The organism is Knoellia subterranea KCTC 19937 (assembly GCF_000768685.1).
GTDB lineage: Bacteria > Actinomycetota > Actinomycetes > Actinomycetales > Dermatophilaceae > Knoellia > Knoellia subterranea.
Map to the genome: position 1 here is coordinate 163,858 of NZ_AVPK01000003.1, position 21,638 is coordinate 185,495.

General features: G+C 69.6%; 24 protein-coding genes. 20 read left to right on the forward strand and 4 right to left on the reverse strand.

The annotated features are described in order from the left end of the window. Positions 1–16 precede the first annotated feature (16 nt). Together N803_RS06815 and N803_RS06820 are read right to left on the reverse strand one after the other, a co-directional pair. Entirely contained in the window at positions 17–1,198 is a 1,182-nt protein-coding gene (locus tag N803_RS06815) for an NADH-quinone oxidoreductase subunit D (protein ID WP_035903700.1), read from the reverse strand. Further along, positions 1,191–2,141: an SAM-dependent methyltransferase gene (locus N803_RS06820; RefSeq protein WP_035903701.1), complete on the reverse strand. Its 951-nt coding sequence runs from the start codon at positions 2,139–2,141 to the stop codon at positions 1,191–1,193. Before N803_RS06820 ends, N803_RS06815 begins: the two co-directional genes overlap by 8 nt. Before the next feature lie 63 nt (positions 2,142–2,204). Here N803_RS06820 and N803_RS06825 point away from each other — a divergent pair, with 63 nt between their 5' ends. The 7 genes from N803_RS06825 (at position 2,205) to nadC (ending at position 8,725) form a co-directional block, all read left to right on the forward strand. Next, positions 2,205–2,705, forward strand: a complete 501-nt coding sequence (locus N803_RS06825; RefSeq protein ID WP_035903706.1) for an FBP domain-containing protein — start codon at positions 2,205–2,207, stop codon at positions 2,703–2,705. Between the two features lie 265 nt (positions 2,706–2,970). Next, positions 2,971–3,747 (forward strand): hypothetical protein, encoded by a 777-nt coding sequence (locus tag N803_RS06830; protein WP_156969681.1) that lies wholly within the window; start codon positions 2,971–2,973, stop codon positions 3,745–3,747. Positions 3,748–3,800: 53 nt separating this feature from the next. Next, positions 3,801–4,694, forward strand: a complete 894-nt coding sequence (locus N803_RS06835) for a Rossmann-like and DUF2520 domain-containing protein (RefSeq protein WP_035903709.1) — start codon at positions 3,801–3,803, stop codon at positions 4,692–4,694. Further along, a complete protein-coding gene (gene panC / locus N803_RS06840) occupies positions 4,691–5,629 on the forward strand; it encodes a pantoate--beta-alanine ligase (protein ID WP_035903711.1) in 939 nt (312 codons plus the stop codon). Before N803_RS06835 ends, panC begins: the two co-directional genes overlap by 4 nt. 2 nt (positions 5,630–5,631) lie before the next feature. Beyond that, positions 5,632–6,057, forward strand: a complete 426-nt coding sequence (panD, locus tag N803_RS06845; protein ID WP_035903712.1) for an aspartate 1-decarboxylase — start codon at positions 5,632–5,634, stop codon at positions 6,055–6,057. Beyond that, positions 6,054–7,796, forward strand: coding sequence for an L-aspartate oxidase (locus N803_RS06850; protein WP_245617059.1), 1,743 nt, complete (start codon positions 6,054–6,056; stop codon positions 7,794–7,796). Before panD ends, N803_RS06850 begins: the two co-directional genes overlap by 4 nt. Next, on the forward strand, positions 7,793–8,725 hold the full coding sequence (nadC, locus tag N803_RS06855; RefSeq protein WP_035903715.1) for a carboxylating nicotinate-nucleotide diphosphorylase: 933 nt from the start codon (positions 7,793–7,795) through the stop codon (positions 8,723–8,725). Before N803_RS06850 ends, nadC begins: the two co-directional genes overlap by 4 nt. A gap of 73 nt (positions 8,726–8,798) precedes the next feature. Here the strand turns inward: nadC and N803_RS06860 are convergent, their stop codons facing one another. Beyond that, on the reverse strand, positions 8,799–9,614 hold the full coding sequence (locus tag N803_RS06860) for a DUF3109 family protein (RefSeq protein WP_035903718.1): 816 nt from the start codon (positions 9,612–9,614) through the stop codon (positions 8,799–8,801). 41 nt (positions 9,615–9,655) lie between these two features. On the opposite strand from N803_RS06860, the gene N803_RS06865 reads away from it, so the two are divergent. The 8 genes from N803_RS06865 (at position 9,656) to N803_RS06900 (ending at position 16,102) form a co-directional block, all read left to right on the forward strand. Continuing rightward, positions 9,656–10,582 (forward strand): Ppx/GppA family phosphatase, encoded by a 927-nt coding sequence (locus N803_RS06865; protein WP_035903976.1) that lies wholly within the window; start codon positions 9,656–9,658, stop codon positions 10,580–10,582. Positions 10,583–10,625: 43 nt separating this feature from the next. Continuing rightward, a complete protein-coding gene (locus N803_RS06870) occupies positions 10,626–11,453 on the forward strand; it encodes a sugar phosphate isomerase/epimerase family protein (protein ID WP_035903720.1) in 828 nt (275 codons plus the stop codon). Between the two features lie 58 nt (positions 11,454–11,511). Next, positions 11,512–12,273, forward strand: coding sequence for an ABC transporter ATP-binding protein (locus N803_RS06875; protein WP_035903723.1), 762 nt, complete (start codon positions 11,512–11,514; stop codon positions 12,271–12,273). Beyond that, positions 12,270–13,004, forward strand: a complete 735-nt coding sequence (locus tag N803_RS06880) for an ABC transporter permease (protein ID WP_035903724.1) — start codon at positions 12,270–12,272, stop codon at positions 13,002–13,004. The genes N803_RS06875 and N803_RS06880 overlap by 4 nt, the downstream gene beginning before the upstream one ends. A gap of 115 nt (positions 13,005–13,119) precedes the next feature. Beyond that, entirely contained in the window at positions 13,120–14,070 is a 951-nt protein-coding gene (locus N803_RS06885; RefSeq protein WP_035903727.1) for a proline dehydrogenase family protein, read from the forward strand. 147 nt (positions 14,071–14,217) lie between these two features. Then, entirely contained in the window at positions 14,218–15,018 is an 801-nt protein-coding gene (gene proC, locus N803_RS06890; protein ID WP_035903728.1) for a pyrroline-5-carboxylate reductase, read from the forward strand. Next, positions 15,011–15,526, forward strand: coding sequence for a GNAT family N-acetyltransferase (locus tag N803_RS06895; protein WP_052111975.1), 516 nt, complete (start codon positions 15,011–15,013; stop codon positions 15,524–15,526). The genes proC and N803_RS06895 overlap by 8 nt, the downstream gene beginning before the upstream one ends. Before the next feature lie 48 nt (positions 15,527–15,574). Continuing rightward, positions 15,575–16,102: a GNAT family N-acetyltransferase gene (locus N803_RS06900; RefSeq protein WP_035903730.1), complete on the forward strand. Its 528-nt coding sequence runs from the start codon at positions 15,575–15,577 to the stop codon at positions 16,100–16,102. Positions 16,103–16,173: 71 nt separating this feature from the next. Here N803_RS06900 and N803_RS06905 read toward each other — a convergent pair whose 3' ends face one another. Continuing rightward, positions 16,174–16,839: a potassium channel family protein gene (locus tag N803_RS06905; protein WP_035903731.1), complete on the reverse strand. Its 666-nt coding sequence runs from the start codon at positions 16,837–16,839 to the stop codon at positions 16,174–16,176. Positions 16,840–16,945: 106 nt separating this feature from the next. On the opposite strand from N803_RS06905, the gene N803_RS06910 reads away from it, so the two are divergent. The 5 genes from N803_RS06910 (at position 16,946) to N803_RS18850 (ending at position 21,626) form a co-directional block, all read left to right on the forward strand. After that, a complete protein-coding gene (locus N803_RS06910) occupies positions 16,946–18,136 on the forward strand; it encodes an acetoin utilization protein AcuC (RefSeq protein WP_035903733.1) in 1,191 nt (396 codons plus the stop codon). A gap of 167 nt (positions 18,137–18,303) precedes the next feature. Then, a complete protein-coding gene (locus tag N803_RS06915) occupies positions 18,304–18,501 on the forward strand; it encodes a helix-turn-helix domain-containing protein (RefSeq protein ID WP_035913729.1) in 198 nt (65 codons plus the stop codon). A 262-nt stretch (positions 18,502–18,763) separates the two neighbouring features. Then, positions 18,764–18,862, forward strand: a complete 99-nt coding sequence (locus tag N803_RS17900) for a 30S ribosomal protein bS22 (protein WP_003792170.1) — start codon at positions 18,764–18,766, stop codon at positions 18,860–18,862. 206 nt (positions 18,863–19,068) lie between these two features. Next, positions 19,069–20,091 carry an NAD-dependent epimerase/dehydratase family protein gene (locus N803_RS06920; protein WP_245617060.1) on the forward strand — a complete coding sequence of 341 codons (1,023 nt, stop codon included), beginning with the start codon at positions 19,069–19,071 and terminating at the stop codon, positions 20,089–20,091. Then, positions 20,091–21,626 (forward strand): lysophospholipid acyltransferase family protein, encoded by a 1,536-nt coding sequence (locus N803_RS18850; protein WP_084764196.1) that lies wholly within the window; start codon positions 20,091–20,093, stop codon positions 21,624–21,626. The genes N803_RS06920 and N803_RS18850 overlap by 1 nt, the downstream gene beginning before the upstream one ends. The last annotated feature ends 12 nt before the right edge of the window (positions 21,627–21,638 follow it).

Consider the following 21,638-nt stretch of genomic DNA (forward strand, 5'->3'; position numbering starts at 1 on the left):
ACACCCCTCGGTCGGGCTACTTGTCGACGTCGCCGACGACGAAGAACGTCGAGCCGAGTATGGCGACCATGTCGGACACGAGCGTGCCCGGCAGCAGCTCGGTCAGCACCTGCACGTTGTTGAACGAGGCCGAGCGCAGCTTGAGGCGCCACGGTGTCTTCTCGCCTCGCGAAACCAGGAAATAGCCGTTGAAGCCGAGCGGGTTCTCGGTCGCGACATAGGTCTCGCCCTCGGGGACCTTGAGCACCTTGGGCAGGCGCTGGTTCACCGGCCCGGCCGCCAGTCCGGCGAGCACCGACAGGCAGTGCTCGACAAGGTCGAGGCTGACGTGAACCTGTTCGAGCAGCACCTCGAGCCGGGCGAGGCAGTCGCCCTCGGTGCGGGTCACGACCCGGCCGGGTCCATCGGGTCCGAACAGGCCGGCATACGCGAGATACGGCGCATCGCGCCGCAGGTCGACGTCGAGACCAGAGGCGCGCGCGATCGGTCCCGAGACGCCATAGGCCTGCGCGGTCGCCGGGTCGAGCACGCCGACTCCGCGGGTGCGGGCCACGAGGATCTCGTTGCCGACGATCATCGATTCGAGGTCGGGGAGCCTGCGACGGACGGCCTGGACGGCGTCGTCGACGCGTCCGAGCCACCCCGCCGGCACGTCCTCCTTGAGGCCGCCGACCCGGTTGAACATGTAGTGCATCCGCCCCCCGGACGCCTCCTCCATGACCGCCTGGAGCTCCTCGCGCTCGCGGAACGCATAGAACACGGGCGTGATCGCGCCGAGCTCAAGGGGGTAGGACCCGAGGAACATCAGGTGCGACAGGACGCGGTTGAGCTCGGCGAGCATCGTTCGCAGCCACACGGCGCGCTCGGGCACCTCCATGCCGAGCATCTCCTCGACGGCCAGCACGACCCCCAGTTCGTTGCCGAATGCACTGAGCCAGTCGTGTCGGTTCGCCAGGACGATGATCTGGCGGTAGTCGCGCACCTCGAAGAGCTTCTCCGCGCCACGGTGCATGTAGCCGATGATCGGTTCGGCATGCACGATGCGTTCGCCGTCGAGGGTCAGGCGCAGGCGCAGCACGCCGTGAGTCGCCGGGTGCTGCGGGCCGATGTTGAGGACCATGTCGGCCGTCGCGAGGCCACCCGCGCCGACCGCGACAGTGCTCGTCTGCAGCGGCGTCTGCGTCGTCGGCTCAGGCATGGTCCCGAGTATGCCGCGTCATGGCCCAGTGGAAGCCGCCGAGTCCGTTCGGGTCGGTGAGCGCGGCAATCGCCGAGGTCCGCGCGAGGGCGTGCACGTATCCGAGCGGGTCGCTGCTGGCCCTCGCGTGCTCCGGCGTCGCGGCGGTGAGGCCCAGGCGGTGCAGCAGCTCCCGTTGCGTGACGACTTCGTCGGCGCCGAGCGAGTCCGTCGCGACGTGCGCGGTGAGGTCGTGGAGCCCGTCGGGTCGCGGGTGGGTCACCTGACCTTCCCGGTATGCCGTGAGCGTGCCGTGCGTGGGCCGCTCCAGTCTCGTGTGGCCGTAGTCCACGGCGATCGTGACGCCAGTTCGGTTGCGGGACACCAGTTCTCGCCAGGCGAGGTCACGAGAGAGCCCGACCTCGACGCGATCACCGGGGGTCGTCGTCGGCCACCAGGTGTCGGCCCACCCCTTGTCTGCTCCGCTGAGTTCGTCCCCGAGCGACTCGGTGCCTGCACCGTCCACGAGGACCTCGCGCAGGACGCCGTCGTCATCGACCTCCGCGACTGTGCACGGGACGACATCGAGCCACTCGTGGGCAAGTACCACGGCGTCGAGGTCGCGCAACTCGTCCGGCACGCCCGTGCCACCGGGGGAGCGGACCCAGTCGATGGCACTCGGCAGGTGGTGTGGTCGTTCGACCACATCCACCCCGACGAGTTCGAGGTCGGGCCGGAGGTTGTGGAGGTGACCGAGGAGTTCGCCGCGGCCGCACGCGAAGTCGAGCACCCGGCATACGCCGGTTTCGTCGGCAAGGCGAGCCACTACCTCGGCGAGGACAGCGCCCAACGGTCCGTGGGCGGACGTCGTGAAATGCCCCGCCGGACCCTCGTCCCGCCGATAGAAACCGGTCGGCCCATAGAGCGCGTCGAACCACGCGTCACGCCACGGTCGAGGACTCACCCCCGCAACCTACGGCAGCAAAAGCGTTGGCCCGGACGGCGCCGCGCAGGCACACTCGATGCAGTGAGACCACTGACCGAGACCGAGATCCGCGACAGCTTCGTCAACGCCTCCAAGAGGGAGGTGGCTCAGGCGAGCCTGCCCGACCTCGAGAACCTGGACTGGGACTCGATCGAGTACCTCGGGTGGGTCGACGCCAAGCGTCCGCTCGGCTACGCGGTCGTCGACCTGGGAAGTGAGTTGCGCGGCGTCATCCTGCGCGCGGCACCCCCGCCCGCGGCACTGGGTGGACGGCGACGCAGCGCGATCTGCACGTGGTGCGAGGACCCGCTCGAGACCCAGGACGTCAGCCTCTATGTCGCCAAGAGGTCGGGTGCGGCGGGCCGCAAGGGTGACACCGTCGGGACGCTCATCTGCACGCAGTTCGTGTGCTCGAGCAACGTCCGTCGCAAGCCGACGTTCGCCGAGCTCGGGTCCAAGGACCCTGACGATCGCGAGATGTTCATCCTGCGCCGCATCGAGGGCCTCACGGAACGCGCCGCCAGGTTCGTCGCCTCCGTCTGACCCCACCCCAACCCGCCTTGTGTGTATGAGACCACGCTCGGGCGTGGTCTCATACACACAAGGCAGGGCCTGTGGATGACCGGACGGGGCGCGGGCAAGATTTCGGCACGATGGGATGACCATGAGGTCCCTCCCCGCCGAATTCGTCGCGCTGGCCAACGCCCAGAGCGGGATCGTGGCGCGTCGGCAACTCGGCGAGGTGGGCATCACGTGGAGTCGCGCCGAGGCACAGGTTCGGGCAGAGCGGTGGTCCGAAGTGACGAGTGTGGTCCTGGCGACCATTACCGGCGAGCTCACCCGCGACCAGCAACTCTGGACCGCCGCACTCCACGTGGGTGGTGACAGTCTGATCGGCGGCTATTCCTGTCTCGAAGCGCACGGTCTCAAGAACTGGCACCGTGACGAGATCACACTCCTCATCGACGACGAAGCGCACTACCCGCCCATCGCCGGGGTGACCTATTTCCGCACGCGTCGACCCTTGAGCGCTTGGCGTGCCTCGACCGCGCTGCCGTTGGCACGGGTCGCGCCGGCGGCGCTCCTGTGTGCAGCGCACGAGCCGAGTTGGCGCACCGCACAGGGCTTGCTCGCCGCGGTCGTGCAGCAGCAACTCACGACCGCCGCGTCCTTGCGTGAACAGCTGGAGAGAATGAAACCGCTGAGGCGGGCACCGAAGTTCCGACTTCTCCTGGACGAGCTCGAGGGAGGAGCTCATTCACTCGCAGAGATCGACGTGACTCGGATGTGCCGTGACCACGGACTACCGCGGCCCCACCGTCAGCGGCGACGCAAGGACGCGGCCGGAAAGGTGCGCTACACAGACTGTGAGTGGGATCTGCCCGACGGCACGGTGATCGTTCTTGAAGTCGACGGCGCGTTCCACATGAGCGTCGAGCATTGGGAGGACGACATCCAACGGCAAAGACGACTCAGTCAACCCGGCCGTCTGATCGTGCGCTGCACGACGAGGGAGGTCCGCGACGAGCCCTTCCAATTGGCGGCCGACCTCAAGGCGCTCGGTCTGGGCGTCTTGTGTGCATGAGCCCACGTTGGAGCGTGGTGTCATACACACAAGGCGGGTAATAGGTTTGGGGCGTGAGTCCAGGAGAGCACCCGGCACGGTTGTCGATCGGGGTCATCGGCGCGGGCCGGGTCGGTTCGGTTCTCGGGGCTGCGCTTCAGCGCGCCGGACACACGATCCAGGCGGCGTATGCCGTGTCCGCCGACAGTCGTGAACGAGCCGATGAGCTCTTGCCGGGTGTGCCGCTGCGCGACGTCCCCGAGGTGATCGACGGCGCCGACCTCGTCCTGCTCGCCGTACCCGATGACGCCCTGCCCGACCTCGTCTCGGGTCTGGCCGCGACGAACACGTGGCAGGCCGGGCAGATCGTCGTCCACACGAGCGGCCGTCACGGCGCCGAGGTGCTGCGGCCGGCCCTGGCCTCCCACATCCTGCCCATCGCGCTGCACCCGGCGATGACGTTCACCGGCACCGCCCTCGACCTGGGGCGGCTCGAGGAGTGCGCCTTCGGTGTGACCTGCCCCGATGCCCTGCGCCCGATGGCCGAGGCGCTCGTCGTCGAGATGGGCGGGGAGCCGGTGTGGGTCGCCGAGGCGGATCGCGCCGCCTATCACGCAGCCCTCGCGCACGGCTCGAACCACCTCGTCACGCTCATCGCCGAGGCGATGGAGGTCCTCACCGCCGCCGGCGTGGATGAACCCCGTGCCGTCCTCGGCCCCCTCGTTCGCGCGGCGCTGGACAACGCCCTGCGCCTGGGTGACGGTGCGCTCACGGGCCCCGTCGCTCGCGGCGATGTGAGTACCGTTGGCACGCACCTGCACGAGCTCGAGCGAATCTCCCCCGAGATCCGGGCGACCTATGTCGCCCTCGCCCGCGCAACGGCGGTGCGCGCACTCGAGAGTGGCCGGTTGCAGCCGTCCGCCGCCGAACCCCTCCTCGACACCCTCGCCGACCAGGAGCCCCAGTGACCGAAGCGACCGAAGCGCCCCAGTCGACCGAATCCGCCTCTGCCGCAACGGTCGTCGCGAGCACACGTGACGAGTTGCGTGCCGCCCGTGCCGCCCTCACCGGCACCGACGTCGCCGTCGTCATGACGATGGGCGCCCTCCACGAGGGCCACGCCGACCTGCTCCGCCGCGCGCGCGAGTCCGCCGAGCACGTCATCCTCACGATCTTCCTCAACCCGCTCCAGTTCGGGCCGAAGGAAGACCTGTCGCGCTACCCGCGCACGTTCGACGACGACATGGAGATCGCCCGGGCGCAGGGTGTCGACATCGTCTTCGCGCCGACTCCGGACGTCGTCTACCCGGACGGTGACCCGGGCGTGCGCGTCTCCGCCGGCCCGCTGGGCGACATGCTCGAGGGGAAGTCCCGCCCCGGGCACTTCGACGGCGTGCTCACGGTCGTCGGCAAGCTCCTCCACCTGACCGGCGCCCGCAAGGCGTTCTACGGCCAGAAGGACGCCCAGCAGCTCCTCCTCATTCGGCGCATGGTCCGCGACCTCGACTTCCCCGTCGAGGTCGTCTCCGTCCCCACGGTCCGGGAGCACGACGGGCTCGCGCTGAGCAGCCGCAACACCTACCTCACCGAGTCCGACCGCGAGGTCGCGCTCTGCCTGAGCCGAGCGCTCGCTGCGGGAGCCGAGCAGGCGGCATACGGACCGTCCGCCATCCGCCGAGCGGCACGCGCGGTACTCGTCGAGGAGCCGCTCGCCCTCGTCGACTACCTCGTCCTCGTCCACCCGAGCACGCTGCAGGACGTGCCCGAGTGGTACCGCGGCGAGGCACTCCTCGCCGTCGCCGCCCGCGTCGGCACGACCCGCCTCATCGACAACACCCCCATCCTCGTCGGGCCCGGCGGTGGCAGACTCGACGTGTTCTCGCAGGCCGACCAGGAGTCCTAACGATGTTCCGCTACATGCTGCACAGCAAGATCCACCGTGCGACGGTGACGCAGGCCGACCTGCACTACGTCGGTTCGCTGACGATCGACCTCGACCTCATGGAGGCCGCGGACCTGCTCCCCGGTCAGCAGGTCGACGTCGTGGACGTGGACAACGGCAACCGCCTCACGACCTACGCGATCGAGGGCGAGCGCGGCTCGGGCATCCTCTGCATCAACGGCGCCGCCGCCCGCCTCATCAGCCCCGGCGACACGGTCATCATCATCGCCTACGCCTCGATGTCCGACGAGGACGCGCGCTCGCACGACCCGCACGTCGTCTTCGTCGACAAGGACAACAAGATCGTCGAGGTCGGCGACGACGGTGGTGACGTGCCCGACGGCTACGGCCTCAAGACCTCGGCCGTCACGAAGCGTTCGCACCATTGAGCGATTCCGCGTATGCCGTCCGCCCCGGTCCCGCAGCCGGCGCCGCTCCGCGCATCCCGCGTTCGCTGAGTGCGCCGACGCCGGGGTGGACGACCACCGCTGACGTCATCGTCGTCGGCTCGGGCATCGCGGGCCTGACCTGCGCGCTGCGTCTGCGCGAACGGGTTGACAGGGTGCTGCTCGTGACCAAGACGGTCCTCGACGAGGGCTCGACGGCGTGGGCCCAGGGCGGCATCGCGGCCGCGCTCGACCCCGAGGACTCGCCGGCCGAACACCTCGAGGACACCATCGTCGCCGGTGTCGGTCTGTGCGACCGCGACGCCGTGGAGGCGCTCGTCACCGAGGGTCCGAAGCGCGTCCGCCAGCTCGTGGCACTCGGCGCCGAGTTCGACCGCGACGCCGACGGCGAGATCAAGCTGACCCGCGAGGGTGGGCACCACCGCGACCGCATCGCCCATGCCGGCGGGGACGCGACCGGCCGCGAGATCTCCCGCGCTCTCATTGCCGCGCTCGACCGGGTCCGCGACGACCCGGGCATCGAGGTCGTCGAGCACGCGCTCGTCGTCGACCTCCTGTCCGACGAGACCGGTGCCGACCCGTCTCGCGTCACGGGCGTGACCCTCCACGTCATCGGCGAGGGTCAGCTCGACGGTGTGGGCGCGGCCTACGCCCGCGCCGTGGTGCTCGCGACGGGTGGTCTGGGACAGATCTACACGTCCACGACGAACCCCCCGGTCGCCACGGGCGACGGCATGGCCGCGGCGATGCGCGCCGGAGCGCGGATCACCGACCTCGAGTTCATCCAGTTCCACCCGACCGTCCTCTTCCTCGGTGAGGGGTCGACCGGTCAACAGCCGCTCATCTCCGAGGCGGTGCGCGGCGAGGGTGCGTTTCTCGTCGATGCGGCCGGCAACCGGTTCATGCAGGGCCGGCACGAGCTCGCCGACCTGGCGCCGCGCGACGTCGTGGCCCGCGCCATCCTCGACACGATGCGCGACCAGGGCGTCGACCACGTCTTCCTCGATGCCCGCCACCTCGGCGCCGAATTCCTGGAGGAGCGGTTCCCGTCGATCGTGGCGTCCTGCCGCTCGCTCGGGTTCGATCCGGCGACCGACCTGCTGCCGGTCGCGCCGGCCCAGCACTACGCCTCGGGCGGTATCGAGACCGACCTGCTCGGGCGGTCCTCGCTGCCCGGCCTCTATGCCTGTGGCGAGTGCTCGTGCACGGGCGTCCACGGCGCGAACCGGCTCGCGTCCAACAGCCTCCTCGAGGGGCTGGTCTTCGCCAACCGCATCGCCGACGACATCCCCGCACGCATTGCTGCGGGTGAGCTCGCCGACCCCGTCGTACCCGCGCACCCGGACCGTGCGGGTGGCGACGCGCAGGGCGACCACGCGCTGCTCGACAGTTCCCAGCGACTCACGGTCCAGCGGGCGATGACGGCTGGCTCCGGGCCGGTGCGTTCGGCGGAATCGACCGCGGCCACGGCTGCGGCGCTCGCCGAGTTGGCCGCCCTCCCGCCGGCCAAGGCCGACCCGGGGCCGAAGACCTGGGAGACGACCAACCTCCTCCACCTCGGGCAGGCCCTCACCGAACTTGCCGCGCGCCGCGAGGAGACCCGCGGTGGCCATGTGCGCAGTGACTTCCCCGACCGTGACGACGCCCGCTGGCTCGTGCGCCAGAGCGCGACCGTCGCACCTGACCGTTCCCTCACCGTGACCGAGCGGAGTATGCCGTGAGCTCGCCTTCCCCGTCCGACGCCCGTTCCGCGGAGCAGCTCTCCACAGACCTTGGTTTCCCGGATGCCGATGCACGTCGGGTCATCACCGGGGCGCTCGACGAGGACCTCGGGGGTCCTGACGGCGTCGACGTCACGACCATGGCCACGATCCCTGCCGAGCAGCAGGTGCGGGCGGCCGTCCTGGCGCGTGAGGACGGGGTCGTGGCAGGTGTCGAGGTCATCGCGATGACCCTGGGCGAGGTGGCCACGCGACTCGGCGCCGAATCGGTGTCCGTGACCTCGGTCATCGCCGACGGGACCCGCGTGGCCCGCGGCGACGTCGTCGCCGAACTGTCCGGCTCGGCGCGCGTGACCCTCATCGCCGAACGCACCCTGCTCAACATCATCAGCCGGCTCTCCGGCATCGCGACCCACACGCGTCGATGGGCCGATGTCCTCGACGGCTCGGGCGCGATGGTGCTCGACACGCGCAAGACCACGCCGGGTCTGCGTGCCCTCGAGAAGTTCGCCGTCCGCGCCGGGGGCGGCACCAACAAGCGCATGGGCCTCTACGACGTGGCCATGATCAAGGACAACCACAAGCTGGCAGCGGGAAGTCTCCACGCGGCATACGCCGCAGTCCGCGAAGCGTTCCCGGAGGTGCCGGTCCAGGTCGAGGTGACCACGACGGCGGAGGCTCTCGAGTCGGTCGAGGCCGGGGCGCGGTTCCTGTTGTGCGACAACATGTCCACGGACCTGCTCCGCGAGACGGTCGAAGCGGTGCGGGCGACGGGGGAGACCGTCGAACTCGAGGCGACCGGTGGGCTGACCCTCGACGTGGCGGCGGACTATGCGGCGACGGGCGTCGACTTCCTCAGCGTCGGCGGGCTGACCCACTCGAGCCCGATCCTCGACCTCGCCCTCGACCTCAAGCCCACCTCCGACTGATTCGACTGATTGTGAGTTCGCACAGTCGCTCGCTGGCGCTCGCTTCTGTGCGAACTCACAATCAGTCGGGAGGTCAGTGGCCCTTGCGGAGGGTGGGGTTGTCGGCCTCGACCGTCGCCGGGTGCACGAACAGTGGCAGCAGCCGACGTGACGCTGGGGTGCGCAACGCCTTGACCGCGGCGAGGTGGGCCTCGCATCGCACGACCAACTCGTCGTAGGCCGGCTTGCCCATGAGCTCGACCAGCTCGGCGCGGTTGCTGCGATAGACCGGCTCGGCGCCGACGTGGGCGTCGGGGTTGCCCGAGCAGTACCAGTCGAGGTCGTGCCCGCCCGGGCCCCACCCGCGTCGGTCGTACTCGCCGATCGACACCTCGAGATAACTCGTGTCATCGGTCTGCTCGACGGTGCGGAAGGTGCGCCGGATCGGCAGCTGCCAGCACACGTCGGGCTTCTGGGTGTGTGGAGGGTGGCCGGTCAGGACGCCGTGCTGGTGCAGGGCGCAGCCCGCGCCGGCGGGGAAGCCGGGTCGGTTGAGGAAGATGCAGGCCCCGTCGACGACCTTGGTCTTGCGGGCGTCGTCCTCGAGTTCGGTCCAGTGCGAGATCTTGGCCGGGTTCTTGCGGTCGGGCATGAGCTGCCACTCGTCCGGGCCCAACTCCTCGACGACCGCCGCAACGCGAGCCAGGTCGTCGTCGTCGGAGAAGTGGGCTCCGAGCGTGCAACAGCCGTCGTCGGGACGGTCGGCATAGATGCCCTCGCACCCGGACCCGAAGATGCAGGTCCACCGGGAGGTCAACCAGGTCAGGTCGCACCGGAAGCGCTGCCCCGAGTCCGCGGGATCCGCGAACTCCACCCAGGTGCGCGGGATGTCGAGCGGAGTCTCAGCCACCGGGTCACCCTATGCCGCGAAGGCCGACTACCGTGGACCTCATGCGGCTCGGGGTCATCGACGTGGGTTCCAACACCGTCCACCTCCTCGTCGTGGACGCACACGTGGGTGCCCAGCCGCTGCCGGCCAGCTCCCACAAGCGCGAGCTGCGGCTCTCCGAGCACGTCACCGACGACGGCAACATCGACGACACCGGCCGCGAGCAGCTGTCCGAGTTCGTCGCCGAATGCCTCACCGTCGCCGAGGACCAGGGCGTCGAGGACCTCATGGGCTTCGTGACGAGTGCGATCCGGGAGGCCCCCAACGGCGACGAGGTGCTCGCCGACGTCAAGGAGCGCACCGGCGTCGTGCTCGACGTCCTCTCGGGTGAGGACGAGGCCCGACTGACCTTCCTGGCCGCCCGTCGCTGGTTCGGCTGGTCTGCCGGCACCCTGCTCGTCGCCGACATCGGCGGCGGTTCGCTCGAGATCGCCCAGGGCATGGACGAGGACCCCGACGTCGCGTTCTCGCTTCCGCTCGGGGCCGGGCGCGTCACGCGCGACCACCTCGCCGGGGATCCGCCGGGGGAGCAGGCCGTCCGCGAAGCCCGCAAGCACGTGCGCGCGACGATCGCGCGACAGATGCGCCCGCTCACCAAGGCGGGCGGCGCCGACCGCGTCGTGGGCACGTCCAAGACCATGCGGTCCCTGGCGCGCATCACCGGCGCCGTCCCGAGTTCCGAAGGCATGTATGCCGCCCGCTTCCTCGAGCGCGCCGCTCTCGACGCGATCCTGCCCGAGATCGCGAACATGACTGCGGCACAGCGCAGTTCACTTCCGGGAGTGTCGGAGTCGCGCGCCCATCAGCTCCTCGCCGGTGGCATCGTCGCGTCGGCGACGATGGACCTTCTCGGTGTCGACGGGCTCGAGATCTGCCCGTGGGCCCTGCGTGAGGGCATCATCCTGCGCCGCCTCGACGGCATGCACTGAAGGGCGGGTCCGATGCGGCAACGCGGATGCGGGGGCCACGCCGATGAGCGGGGCTGACGCCGTGCGCATCCCGGAGATCCCCGTGGCCCTCTCGACGGCCTCGGTCTATCCGGAGAACTGCGCCGCCGCCTTCCAGCACGCGGCCAGACTTGGCTACGACGGCGTCGAGGTCATGGTCTGGACCGATCCGGTGACCCAAGAGGCAGGTGCGCTGCGAGCGCTCAGTGAGCTCCACGGCATACCCATCGTCTCGATCCACGCGCCGACCCTCCTCATCAGCCAACGGATCTTCGGCGTCGAGCCCTGGGGCAAGATCGACCGCTCCCTCGAGCTGGCGGACGAGGTGGGAGCCGGGACGGTCGTGCTCCACCCGCCGTTCCGCTGGCAGAAGGAATACGCCCGCGACTTCACCGACGGAGTGGCCACCCGGGAGCACGACTCGGGCATCACACTCGCCGTGGAGAATATGTATCCGTGGCGGGTCCGCGGTCGGGAGATCGAGGCCTACCTGCCGCACTGGGATCCGGTGCCGCAGCCCTATGACCACGTGACCCTCGACCTGTCGCACACCGCGACCGCGGGATCGGACGCGCTGGCCATGGTCGAGGCACTCGGGCCACGCCTCGCCCACATCCATCTCGCCGACGGGCTGGGGTCGATGAAGGACGAGCACCTCATCCCGGGACGGGGGTCGCAACCCTGCGCCGAAGTGCTGGACACGTTGGTGCACAACGGTTTTGGCGGATCCGTGGTCGTGGAGGTCTCGACCCGACGCCTCTCGATCGAGCAGCGGGAGATCGCCCTGGCCGAGGCGCTCGCCTTCTCCCGACTCCACCTCGCCGGAGCCCTGGAGGTCGAGGGCGAATCCTGAGCCGTGTTCGCCGCGTCAAAGCGGCAGAGCGCCCGGACGTCGGGTCTAGATTCGACCCATGGCGAACTCTGCCGCCGGGACCGGCGCCGGCACTGACGCCGTCCTCGTCGAGCACCTCCGCGTGGTCCGAGGTGGTCGCGACGTGCTGCCCGACCTCAGCGTGCGCGTCCCCGTCGGACAGGTCGTCGGACTGCTGGGCCCCAGCGGTGGCGGCAAGTCCACCTTGATGCGGGCCGTCGTCGGCGTGCAGCAGGTCGAGTCCGGCACGGTCACAGTCCTGGGTGAGTCGGCCGGGAGCCCCGCGCTGCGGCACCGCGTCGGCTATGTCACCCAGAGCCCCAGCGTCTATGCCGACCTCACTGTCCGTCAGAATCTCGGCTACTTCGCGCGGGTCCTCGGGGCGCCCGCTGACTCCGTGGACCGCTGTATCGACGCCGTCGACCTGCGATCGCACGCCGACTCACTCGTGGGACGCCTCTCCGGCGGCCAGCGGTCGCGGGTCTCCCTCGCGGCAGCCCTGGTCGGGGACCCCGAACTGCTCGTCCTCGACGAACCCACGGTGGGGCTCGACCCGGTCCTGCGGCGCGACCTGTGGGACCTCTTCCGCCGGCTCGCCCACGACGAGGGCCGCACGCTCCTCGTGTCGAGCCACGTCATGGACGAGGCGACACGGTGTGACCGGCTGCTCCTGCTGCGCGATGGCGAGATCCTCAGTGACTCGACCCTGCCCGAACTGCTCGACCGCACCGGCGCTCCCGACGCCGAACAGGCCTTCCTTGCCCTCGTGGACGAGGCGACCAGCGCAGGAGGCCGTCCGTGAACCCGCGCATCACCCTCGCCACGGCGGCCCGCATCCTGCGCCAACTGCGCACCGACCACCGCACCATCGCCATGATGCTCGTCGTCCCCTGCGTGCTCATCGGACTGCTGGCCTGGATCTTTGACGGCACGCCGGTCTTCGATCGCATCGGCGCGGCCCTGCTCGGAGTGTTCCCCTTCGTCGTGATGTTCATCGTCACGAGCGTGGCCACACTGCGCGAACGCACCTCGGGCACCCTGGAGCGGCTCCTCACGACGCCGCTCGGCAAGGGCGACTTCATGCTCGGATATGCCCTGGCCTTCGGGGCCATGGCAGTCGTGCAGGCCCTCGCCGCAACGGGATTCGCCGTCTGGGTGTGCGATCTCGACATCGCCGGACCCGCGTGGCTGCTCGTCGTCGTCGCCGTTCTCGATGCGCTCCTCGGCACTGCCCTGGGACTGCTCGTGAGCGGCTTCGCGTCGACGGAGTTCCAGGCGGTGCAGTTCATGCCCGCGCTCGTCCTGCCCCAGTTCCTGCTGTGCGGTTTGCTCGTCGCCCGAGAATCGCTGCCGTCGGTGCTGTCCGCGATCTCGGACGTCCTACCCCTCTCGTATGCCGTGGACGCGATGCGCACGATTGCTACGGATCCCGAACCGCTCGGCGAGGTCGCCTCCGACATCGGAATCATCGCCGGTGCCATCGTGCTCGCCCTCGCCCTGGGCAGCCTCACCCTGCGTCGTCGCACCCCGTGACCGCGTCCCCGCCTGAACGGGTGAGGGGGCCGCGACGGGAGGCGGCTGCAGTGGCGGGCGGACGGCATACCCCGTCGGTTCTGGCGACCGGCCATGAACGGTTAGCCTGACGCCCGTGGATGCCTCAGATCTCCTTCGCTCCGGACTGCTTCACCTCTCCGACTCGAGCATGGTGCGCAGCACCATCGAGAAGGCGCCGGTGAGCCGCAGCGTGGTCCAGCGCTACGTCCCCGGAACGGACGTCGCCCACGCGGTCGCCGCCACGGCCGAACTCCGCGCGACCAACCGACAGGTCACCATCGACTACCTCGGCGAGGACACCCTCGACGCCGGGCAGGCCGCGCACACCGTCGACACCTACGTCGGGCTGCTGCGCGCCCTCAAGGCCGCGAACCTCAGCCAGTTCGGCGCCGCCGAGGTGAGCGTCAAGCTCAGCGCCGTCGGTCAGGCCCTCCCCAGGGACGGCGAGAAGATCGCCCTCGACAACGCCCGGCGCATCTGCGAGATCGCGCAGGAGGCCGACACCACGGTCACCCTCGACATGGAGGACCACACGACGACCGACTCGACGCTGTCGATCCTTGCGGAGCTGCGCAAGGACTTCCCGACGACCGGCGCCGTGCTCCAGTCCTACCTGCACCGCACCGAGAGCGACTGCCGCGACCTCGCCACCTCCGGAAGCCGCGTCCGGCTCTGCAAGGGCGCCTACAAGGAGCCGGCGTCGGTTGCCTATCAGGACGCGGAGGACGTCGACCTCTCCTACGTCCGCTGCCTCAAGATCCTCATGGCCGGTGACGGCTACCCGATGGTTGCGAGCCACGACCCGCGCCTCATCGACATCGCCCGGGCCCTGGCCAGTCGTCAGGGACGCGAGCCCGACTCCTACGAGTTCCAGATGCTCTACGGCATCCGCCCCGAGGAGCAGACCCGAATCGCCGACCGCGGGCACCAGATGCGGGTCTACATCCCGTTCGGCGAGGAGTGGTACGGCTACCTCATGCGCCGCATGGCCGAGCGCCCCGCCAACCTCCAGTTCTTCCTGCGCTCCCTCCTCTCCAAGAACTGACCCCCACTCGACCCGACAAAGGCCCGCTCAACCCTTTGTGGCACCTCGGGTCGAGGAGCCCTTTGTCGGGTGACCCGATAATGGGGCGGCTGGTCTGTTCGTGAAACGCGCGTGAAGCGTGAGGTGACGAGGGCTTAGTCTCGCGCCATGGGAACGGTTGCGATCTTCGGTGCTGGCGTCATGGGGGAAACCCTGCTCTCGGGACTTCTGCGCGCCGGGCGACCGGCCGATCAGCTGGTCATCACCGAGCGTCGACCCGAGCGCGCGGCGGAGCTGACCGAGAAGTACGGCGTGCGCGCCCTCTCCAACGTCGAGGCGGCCGAACTCGCCGACACCCTCGTCCTCGTGGTCAAGCCGCAGGACATGGGGACCCTGCTCGACGAGATCAGCCCGCACGTCGCCGAGGGCAACCTCGTGGTGAGCCTCGCCGCGGGCATCACGACCGACTACATCGAGCGTCGCCTGTCCGACGGCCGCTCGGTGGTGCGCGTCATGCCCAACACGCCGGCCCTCGTCGACCAGGGCATGGCGGCCGTGAGTGGTGGGCGGCACTGCGTCCCCGAGCAGCTCCAGCACGCCACCGAACTTCTCGCGGCGACGGGCAAGGTGACCGAGGTCCCCGAGAAGATGCTCGACGCAGTCACCGCCATCAGCGGCAGTGGTCCGGCCTACATCTTCTATGTCGTCGAGGCGATGATCGAGGCCGGCGTCGTCCTGGGGATGCCGCGCGCCACGGCGACCGAACTCGTCACGCAGACTCTCTTCGGCGCGGCGACAATGCTGCGTGAGACGGGCCAGCACCCCACCGTGCTGCGCGAGCAGGTGACCTCGCCCGGCGGCACGACGGCCGCTGCGCTGCGCGAGCTCGACGACCACAAGGTGCGCGCGGCGTTCATCAGCGCGATGGAGGCTGCGGCGGTGAGGTCGCGTGAACTCTCCGGTGAGTGACGTGACGGCGCCGGTCATCGAGATCGTCGCCGTCACCGACGCGAACTGGCGCACCTATCGCGACGTACGGCTCGCCGCGCTACTCGACACGCCTCGCGCGTTTGCGAGCACGTATGCCGGCAACGCGGATCGCGATGACGCCTCCTGGCTCGCTCGGCTCGAGACGACAGACATCTGGCTCGCCTTCTGGGGCGACCGTCCCATCGGGACCGTGGCCATCTGGCACGCGGACGACCAACCCGAGGACGAGACGTTCCTCATCGGCATGTGGGTGTCGGCGTCGGCGCGCGGGCACGGTGTCGGGGATCAACTCATCGTGGAGGCACTCGCCAGCGCTGCGGCGAAAGGGTTCGCCCGGGTCCACCTGGACGTCGCGGAGGAGAACCTGCCGGCCAGGCGGCTCTACGAGCGGCACGGGTTCGCGCTCACCGGCGGCACGTGGGACAACCCGCTGTACGGCGGGATCCGCGAACTCGGGTACGCCGTCACGCTGCCGACGCACCCCTGAACGGACCCCGGGTTGCCTCCTGTCAGGGGCGTCGGGGAAAGTGGAGCCATGAGCGAGATCAGCGTGCGCCCCCTGGGCGAAGAGGACTGGCAGCAGTACCGCGACACCCGACTGACCGCTCTGCGCGAGTCTCCCGAGGCCTTCGTGGCGACCGCCGAGGAGGAGGACGCCTACGACGAGGACTTCTGGCGCCTGCGGATGAACCGCTCGGCCCGCCTCCTCGCCGAGCGTGAGGACGGCCCGCTCGGCATCGTCAGCGTGGGTCGCGCGGACGAGGAGCACCCCAAGACGTCCGAGCTCTTCGGCCTGTGGGTCTCGCCCGAGGCACGTGGCACGGGAGTCGCCACCGCGCTCGTGCGAGCCGGTGCGACGCTGGCGCGTGACCAGGGTCAGCAGCAGCTCACCTACTGGGTGGGCAGCGACAACGGCCGTGCGGTCGCGTTCGCCAGCGGCTTCGGCTTCCGCCCGACCGGTCGTCGTCGCCCGATGCGCGTGCAGAACGGTGACGACGAGGACGAGGTCGCAATGGTGCTCGCCCTCGGCGGCGACCGCGGATCGGTCCCCACGGACTTCTGAGCAACCGCAGTTCCGAGCAACCGCAGTTCTGGGCAACCGCAGTTCCGAGCGGCCGCCGCCCGACCCGGCGATCAGGGTCGCGCAGCGAGCCTCTCGAGCAGTTCCGTCGGACCGCTGACGATGAGCGTGTCGTGAGCCGACACCTTCGTCGACGGGACGGCATACGTGAAGTCCTCGCCGGGTGCCTTCACGCCGACGATCGTCACGCCGTACTTGCTCCGCAGCTTGCTCTGCTCCAACGTGAAGCCGATCGCTTCGGTGGGCGGTCGCATCTTGACGATCGCGAAGCCGTCGTCGAACTCGATGTAGTCCTGCAACTTGCCGCCGACGAGGTGTGCCACGCGACGGCCGGTGTCGGCCTCGGGGCGAACGATGTGCTGCACGCCGATGCGGTCGAGGATGCGGGCGTGCTCGGGGGAGGTGGCCTTGGCCCAGATGTCGGGGATGCCGGCGTCGACGAGGTTGGCCGAGGTGAGGACGGACGCCTCGACCGATGAGCCGACGCCGACGATCGCGATCTTGTAGCGCGAGGCCTTGGCCTCCCGGATCACCTCCGCGTCGCTGGCGTCGGCGTGGATGATCGAGTTGAGGCGGCCGAGGAACTTCTCGGCGAGGAACCCGTCCTTCTCGATGGCGACGACGCGATGGCCCAGGCGTCGCAACTCGAGGGCGGCGGCCCCTCCGAAACGCCCCAGTCCGACGACGAGGACGTCGAGATCGCTGTTCTTGGCCGGCACGGCTTCCTCCCGGTGGGCGACATTGGGGCAGCAGGTCCGGCGCAAGCGTGCACCGTTCGGGTCGAGGCTAACGCCCCGCGCGCCTCTGCCGGGTAGCGTGCCACGCATGGCTCATCGCACGCGCCTGGTCTGGGACGACGGCTTCACGGCATACAACTTCGGACCATCACACCCCATGGGGCCGGCGCGCCTTGCGCTGACGACCAGGCTGCTGGACGACCTCGGGGTGCTCGAAGGGGTCGATGTGATCAGCCCGGACGTCGCGGACGACGATCTCCTCGCGCTGGTGCACGACCCCGCCTACATCGCCGCGGTCCGGGAGGCCTCAGTCGACCCCGACAGCGCCAACCCTCGGCGGGGACTCGGCACCGACGACGACCCGGCCTTCGTCGGCATGCACGAGGCGAGCGCTCGCATCGTTCAGGGCACGGTCGACCTGTGTGACGCGGTGTGGAGCGGCGAGATCGACCACGGCGTCAACTACTGTGGCGGGCTCCACCACGCGATGGCCACGCACGCCGCCGGATTCTGCATCTACAACGACATCGCGATCGGCATCCAGCGACTGCTCGACAGCGGTGCCGAGCGGGTCGCCTACGTCGACATCGACGTGCACCACGGCGATGGCGTGGAGCGGATCTTCTGGAACGACCCGCGCGTCCTCACCATCTCGGTGCACGAGTCGGGGCGCGCCCTCTTCCCCGGGACGGGCTGGCCGGGCGACATCGGTGGGCCCGATGCGCGGGGGACTGCCGTCAACGTGGCCCTTCCGCCGGGGACGGGCGACTCGGACTGGCTCCGGGCCATCGAGTCGGTCGTCCCGCCGGTGGTCGCGGCGTTCAAGCCGCAGGTCCTCGTGACCCAGCACGGCTGCGACAGCCACCGCCAGGACCCGCTCGCGCACCTCAGCATCACGGTGGACGCGCAGCGTCGGGCCCACGAGTGTCTCCATCGGCTCGCGCACGACCACGCCGACGGCAAGTGGGTGGCCCTGGGTGGCGGGGGCTACGAGCTGGTGGATGTCGTGCCGCGCTCCTGGGCGCACCTGACCGCGATTGCCGCACACACGCCCGTGCCGACCTCGACGCCGATCCCCGTGGAGTGGCTCGACCACGTGCGCGAGACCTACGGCCGTGAAGGGCCGGCGACGATGGGTGACCTCGCCGAGAAGGACCTGCCGATCTGGGTCCGGCCGTGGGCGATGGGACACAACCCGGACCGAGGCGGGGACGCCGCCATCCTCGCGACGCGTCAAGCGGTGTTCCCGCTCCATGGGCTTGAGCCATGGTTCGACTGACGCGGATTTCTCACCACTTGGCAGCGTGTCGGCTGGACTTCGGAAAAATTCGGCTCCACCGACTTCCCCAATCGTCACACCAGCCCCTATGGTTGCTTCTTGCACGCCCGTAGGTCACTGCCGGTGGGGAAGCCGGCGATGCGCGCGTGCAGAAGATCGAGGTGGCAATGTCTCAGGAACGTCTTGCCGAAGTGCGGTTTCTCACCGTTGCCGAGGTGGCCTCGATCATGCGCGTGTCCAAGATGACCGTCTATCGCATGGTGCATGGAGGCGAACTGCCCGCCGTGCGTGTGGGTCGGTCCTTCCGGGTTCCCGAGGACGAGGTGCAGAAGTACCTCCGGGAGTCCTACATGGGCACCGCGTGAGCGAGTCGGACAACAACGCCGAAGGCCGGACCGATGTGGTCCGGCCTTCGGCATGTCCGGCGGGCTGACCCCCGCTGGTCTCGCCCCGCTGGTCTCGCGAGGCGGGCGCGGGAGTAGGCCGCGAGGCGGCCCCGTTTGGGCACACGGGCGCACCGCCGGTAGGGTTGCCCCTCGACACACGCGCGCCGGTCGGCCGCGCAGGCCGATCAGCAGCTGCTGGTCCACCGTCGTTCGCATTTCTCTCAATCAGCAAGGACTGCTCATGGGTTCAGTGATCAAGAAGCGTCGCAAGCGCATGGCGAAGAAGAAGCACCGCAAGTTGCTTCGCAAGACGCGCCACCAGCGTCGCAACAAGAAGTGACGCGTCCCTGACGCGATGCAGCGACCTCCGCCTTTTCGGCGGGGGTCGTTCTGCTTTCCTGGGGTATGCCGTCCGCTCCCGTTCCGCTTCCGGCCCGACTTCTGCGTGACCGCCCTCTCCAACCTTTCCCTTCGTGGTGCCGCGCCAAGTAGGGTCGAGCCTGAACGCGCATCGAGGAGAGGGAGCCCGTGGGTCAGGTAGTTCTCGTGACAGGGGTGTCCCGCTACATCGGCGGCGTCCTGGCCCGGCGACTCGCCGCCGATCCCTCCGTGGAGAAGGTCATCGGCGTGGACGTCATCCCGCCTCCTCGCGACCTCGGTGGGGCGGAGTTCATCCGCGCGGACATTCGCAATCCGATGATCGGCAAGGTCATCGCCCAGGGTGACGTCGACACGGTCGTCCACGCCAACGTCATCGCGACGCCGACCTTCGCCGGGGGCCGCACCCCGCAGAAGGAGATCAACGTCATCGGCACGATGCAGCTGCTCGCTGCGTGCCAGAAGGCCGGGACGGTCAAGCGTCTCGTCGTGAAGTCCACGGCCGCGGTCTATGGGTCGACACCTCGCGACCCCGCGATGTTCACCGAGGAGATGAGCGCCAAGCGGCTGCCGTCCTCGGGCTTCGGCAAGGACTCCATCGAGGTCGAGGGCTACGTCCGTGGTTTCGCTCGACGCCGCCCCGACACCGAGATCCTCACCCTGCGCTTCGCCAACATCATCGGTCCGCGCATCCGGACGTCCATCACGGACTACTTCAACTTGCCGGTCATCCCCGTGCCGTTCGGCTACGACGCGCGGCTGCAGTTCTTCCACGAGGACGACGCCATCGCTGCGCTGGCCCGCGGCGTCACGGGTTCCACGACCGGAGTCGTCAACCTCGCCGGTGAAGGCGTGCTCACCGTGCTGCAGGCGGCTTCGATCGTTCGGCGCCCTGTCGTCATGGTGCCCATGGCCGCGGCCGGCACGATCGGCGGCCTCGGCAAGCGCTTCGGACTCGTCGACTTCAGCCCGGACCAGATGTCCTTCCTGGCCTTCGGCCGAGGCATGGACACCACGGTCATGCACGACAGCTTCGGCTTCACGCCGAAGTTCTCGACGCGTGCCGCATTCGAGGACTACGCCCGGACCGTCAGCCCGGTCTATCCGTCCATGGACGGCGTGGCCGGGGCTGTCGGAGGGCTGGTGGGCGCCGCCCAGCAGGTGTTGGGTCGAGGCAGGGGGAAGCACTGATGGCGACCAAGAAGTCCGCCGCAAAGCAAGGTCTCCCGCAGAAGAGCTCTGCGACGTCGGGCGCTGCCAAGCAGAGCGCCGCCCGCAAGACCGCCGCGACGAAGTCGACCGGCCGGGTCTCCGCCGTCGCCGCGGGTGCCGCCCGCGCCTCGGGTGAGCGTGCTCGACGCCGCTCGACCCCGCTCCTGTCGGCCGCGGCCACGTCCGCTGAGACAGCCCTCACCGAGAGCGCCGCCACGGCGTCGGCCCCCGCGAAGGTGACGAGCAAGCGGCCGGCCACCAAGCGGCCGGCCACCAAGCGGCCGGCCACCAAGAGCTCAACCACCAAGAGCGCGGGGTCGGTGACTCCCGCGGCGACGACCGCGACCACCGCCCCCACGACCTCGGGGATCGCGGAGCCGGCTCCCGCTGCCCGCCGGGCGCACCGTCCGCGACCCCACGCCGCCGCGAAGGCCTCGTCCAAGGCCACCAAGCAGGCCGGCATACGCCCCCAGAGTCCGCGTGCGAAGCGCGCGGCGGACGAAGCCGCGCGCCGGCACCTGCGGGTGGCGACTCCACCGGAGCCGAGCCTGCGGGCGCCGGACCCCACGGCGACGCAGACCGACATGTCGCTGCCTGTGCCAGGGGTCGAGGAGTTGCTCACGGCGTCGATCGCCGCGATGCGGATGGCTGCCCAAGGTGCCGGTATCTCCCCCGACGAGATCGAGCGGCGCATCGCCGCGACGCTGGCCTTCCTGCGTCGACGGATCGAGGGCGACTTCAGCGTCGACGAGTTCGGCTACGACGAACACTTCGCCGAGAACGTCATCTTCCCGATGCTGCGGCCCATCTACAAGAACTGGTTCCGGGTCGAGGTCCGCGGGCTCGAGAACATCCCGGACGAGGGTGGCGCGCTCATCGTGAGCAACCACTCGGGCACCGTCGCGATCGACTCGCTCATGGTGGCGCAGGCGGTCCACGACGAGCACCCGAAGCACCGGGTCATGCGTGCCCTCGGTGCCGACCTCGTCTTCCAGACGCCGGTCCTCGGCGCCTTCGCCCGACGTGGCGGATCCACCCTTGCGACCGGTGACGACGTGGACCGGCTGTTCGCCAAGGGCGAGCTCGTCGGCGTCTTCCCCGAAGGCTTCAAGGGCGTGGGCAAGCCGTTCAAGGAGCGCTACAAGCTCCAGCGGTTCGGTCGTGGCGGCTTCGTCTCGGCAGCCCTCAAGGCCGGCGTGCCGATCATCCCCACGTCCGTCGTCGGTGCCGAGGAAATCGCTCCGATCATCGGCAACATGAAGACCGTGGCGCGCCTGTTCGGCCTGCCCTACGCGCCGATCACGCCGACCTTCCCCCTGCTCGGCCCGCTCGGTCTCATCCCCCTCCCGTCGAAGTGGATCATCGAGTTCGGCGCGCCGGTCGAGACTGCCTCGCACGGTGTCGCCGCGGCTGACGACCCGATGCTCGTCTTCGACCTCACCGACCAGGTGCGCGAGACGATCCAGCAGACGCTCTATTCGCTGCTCATGCAGCGTCGCTCGGTCTTCTTCTGAGGCCGATCCCGT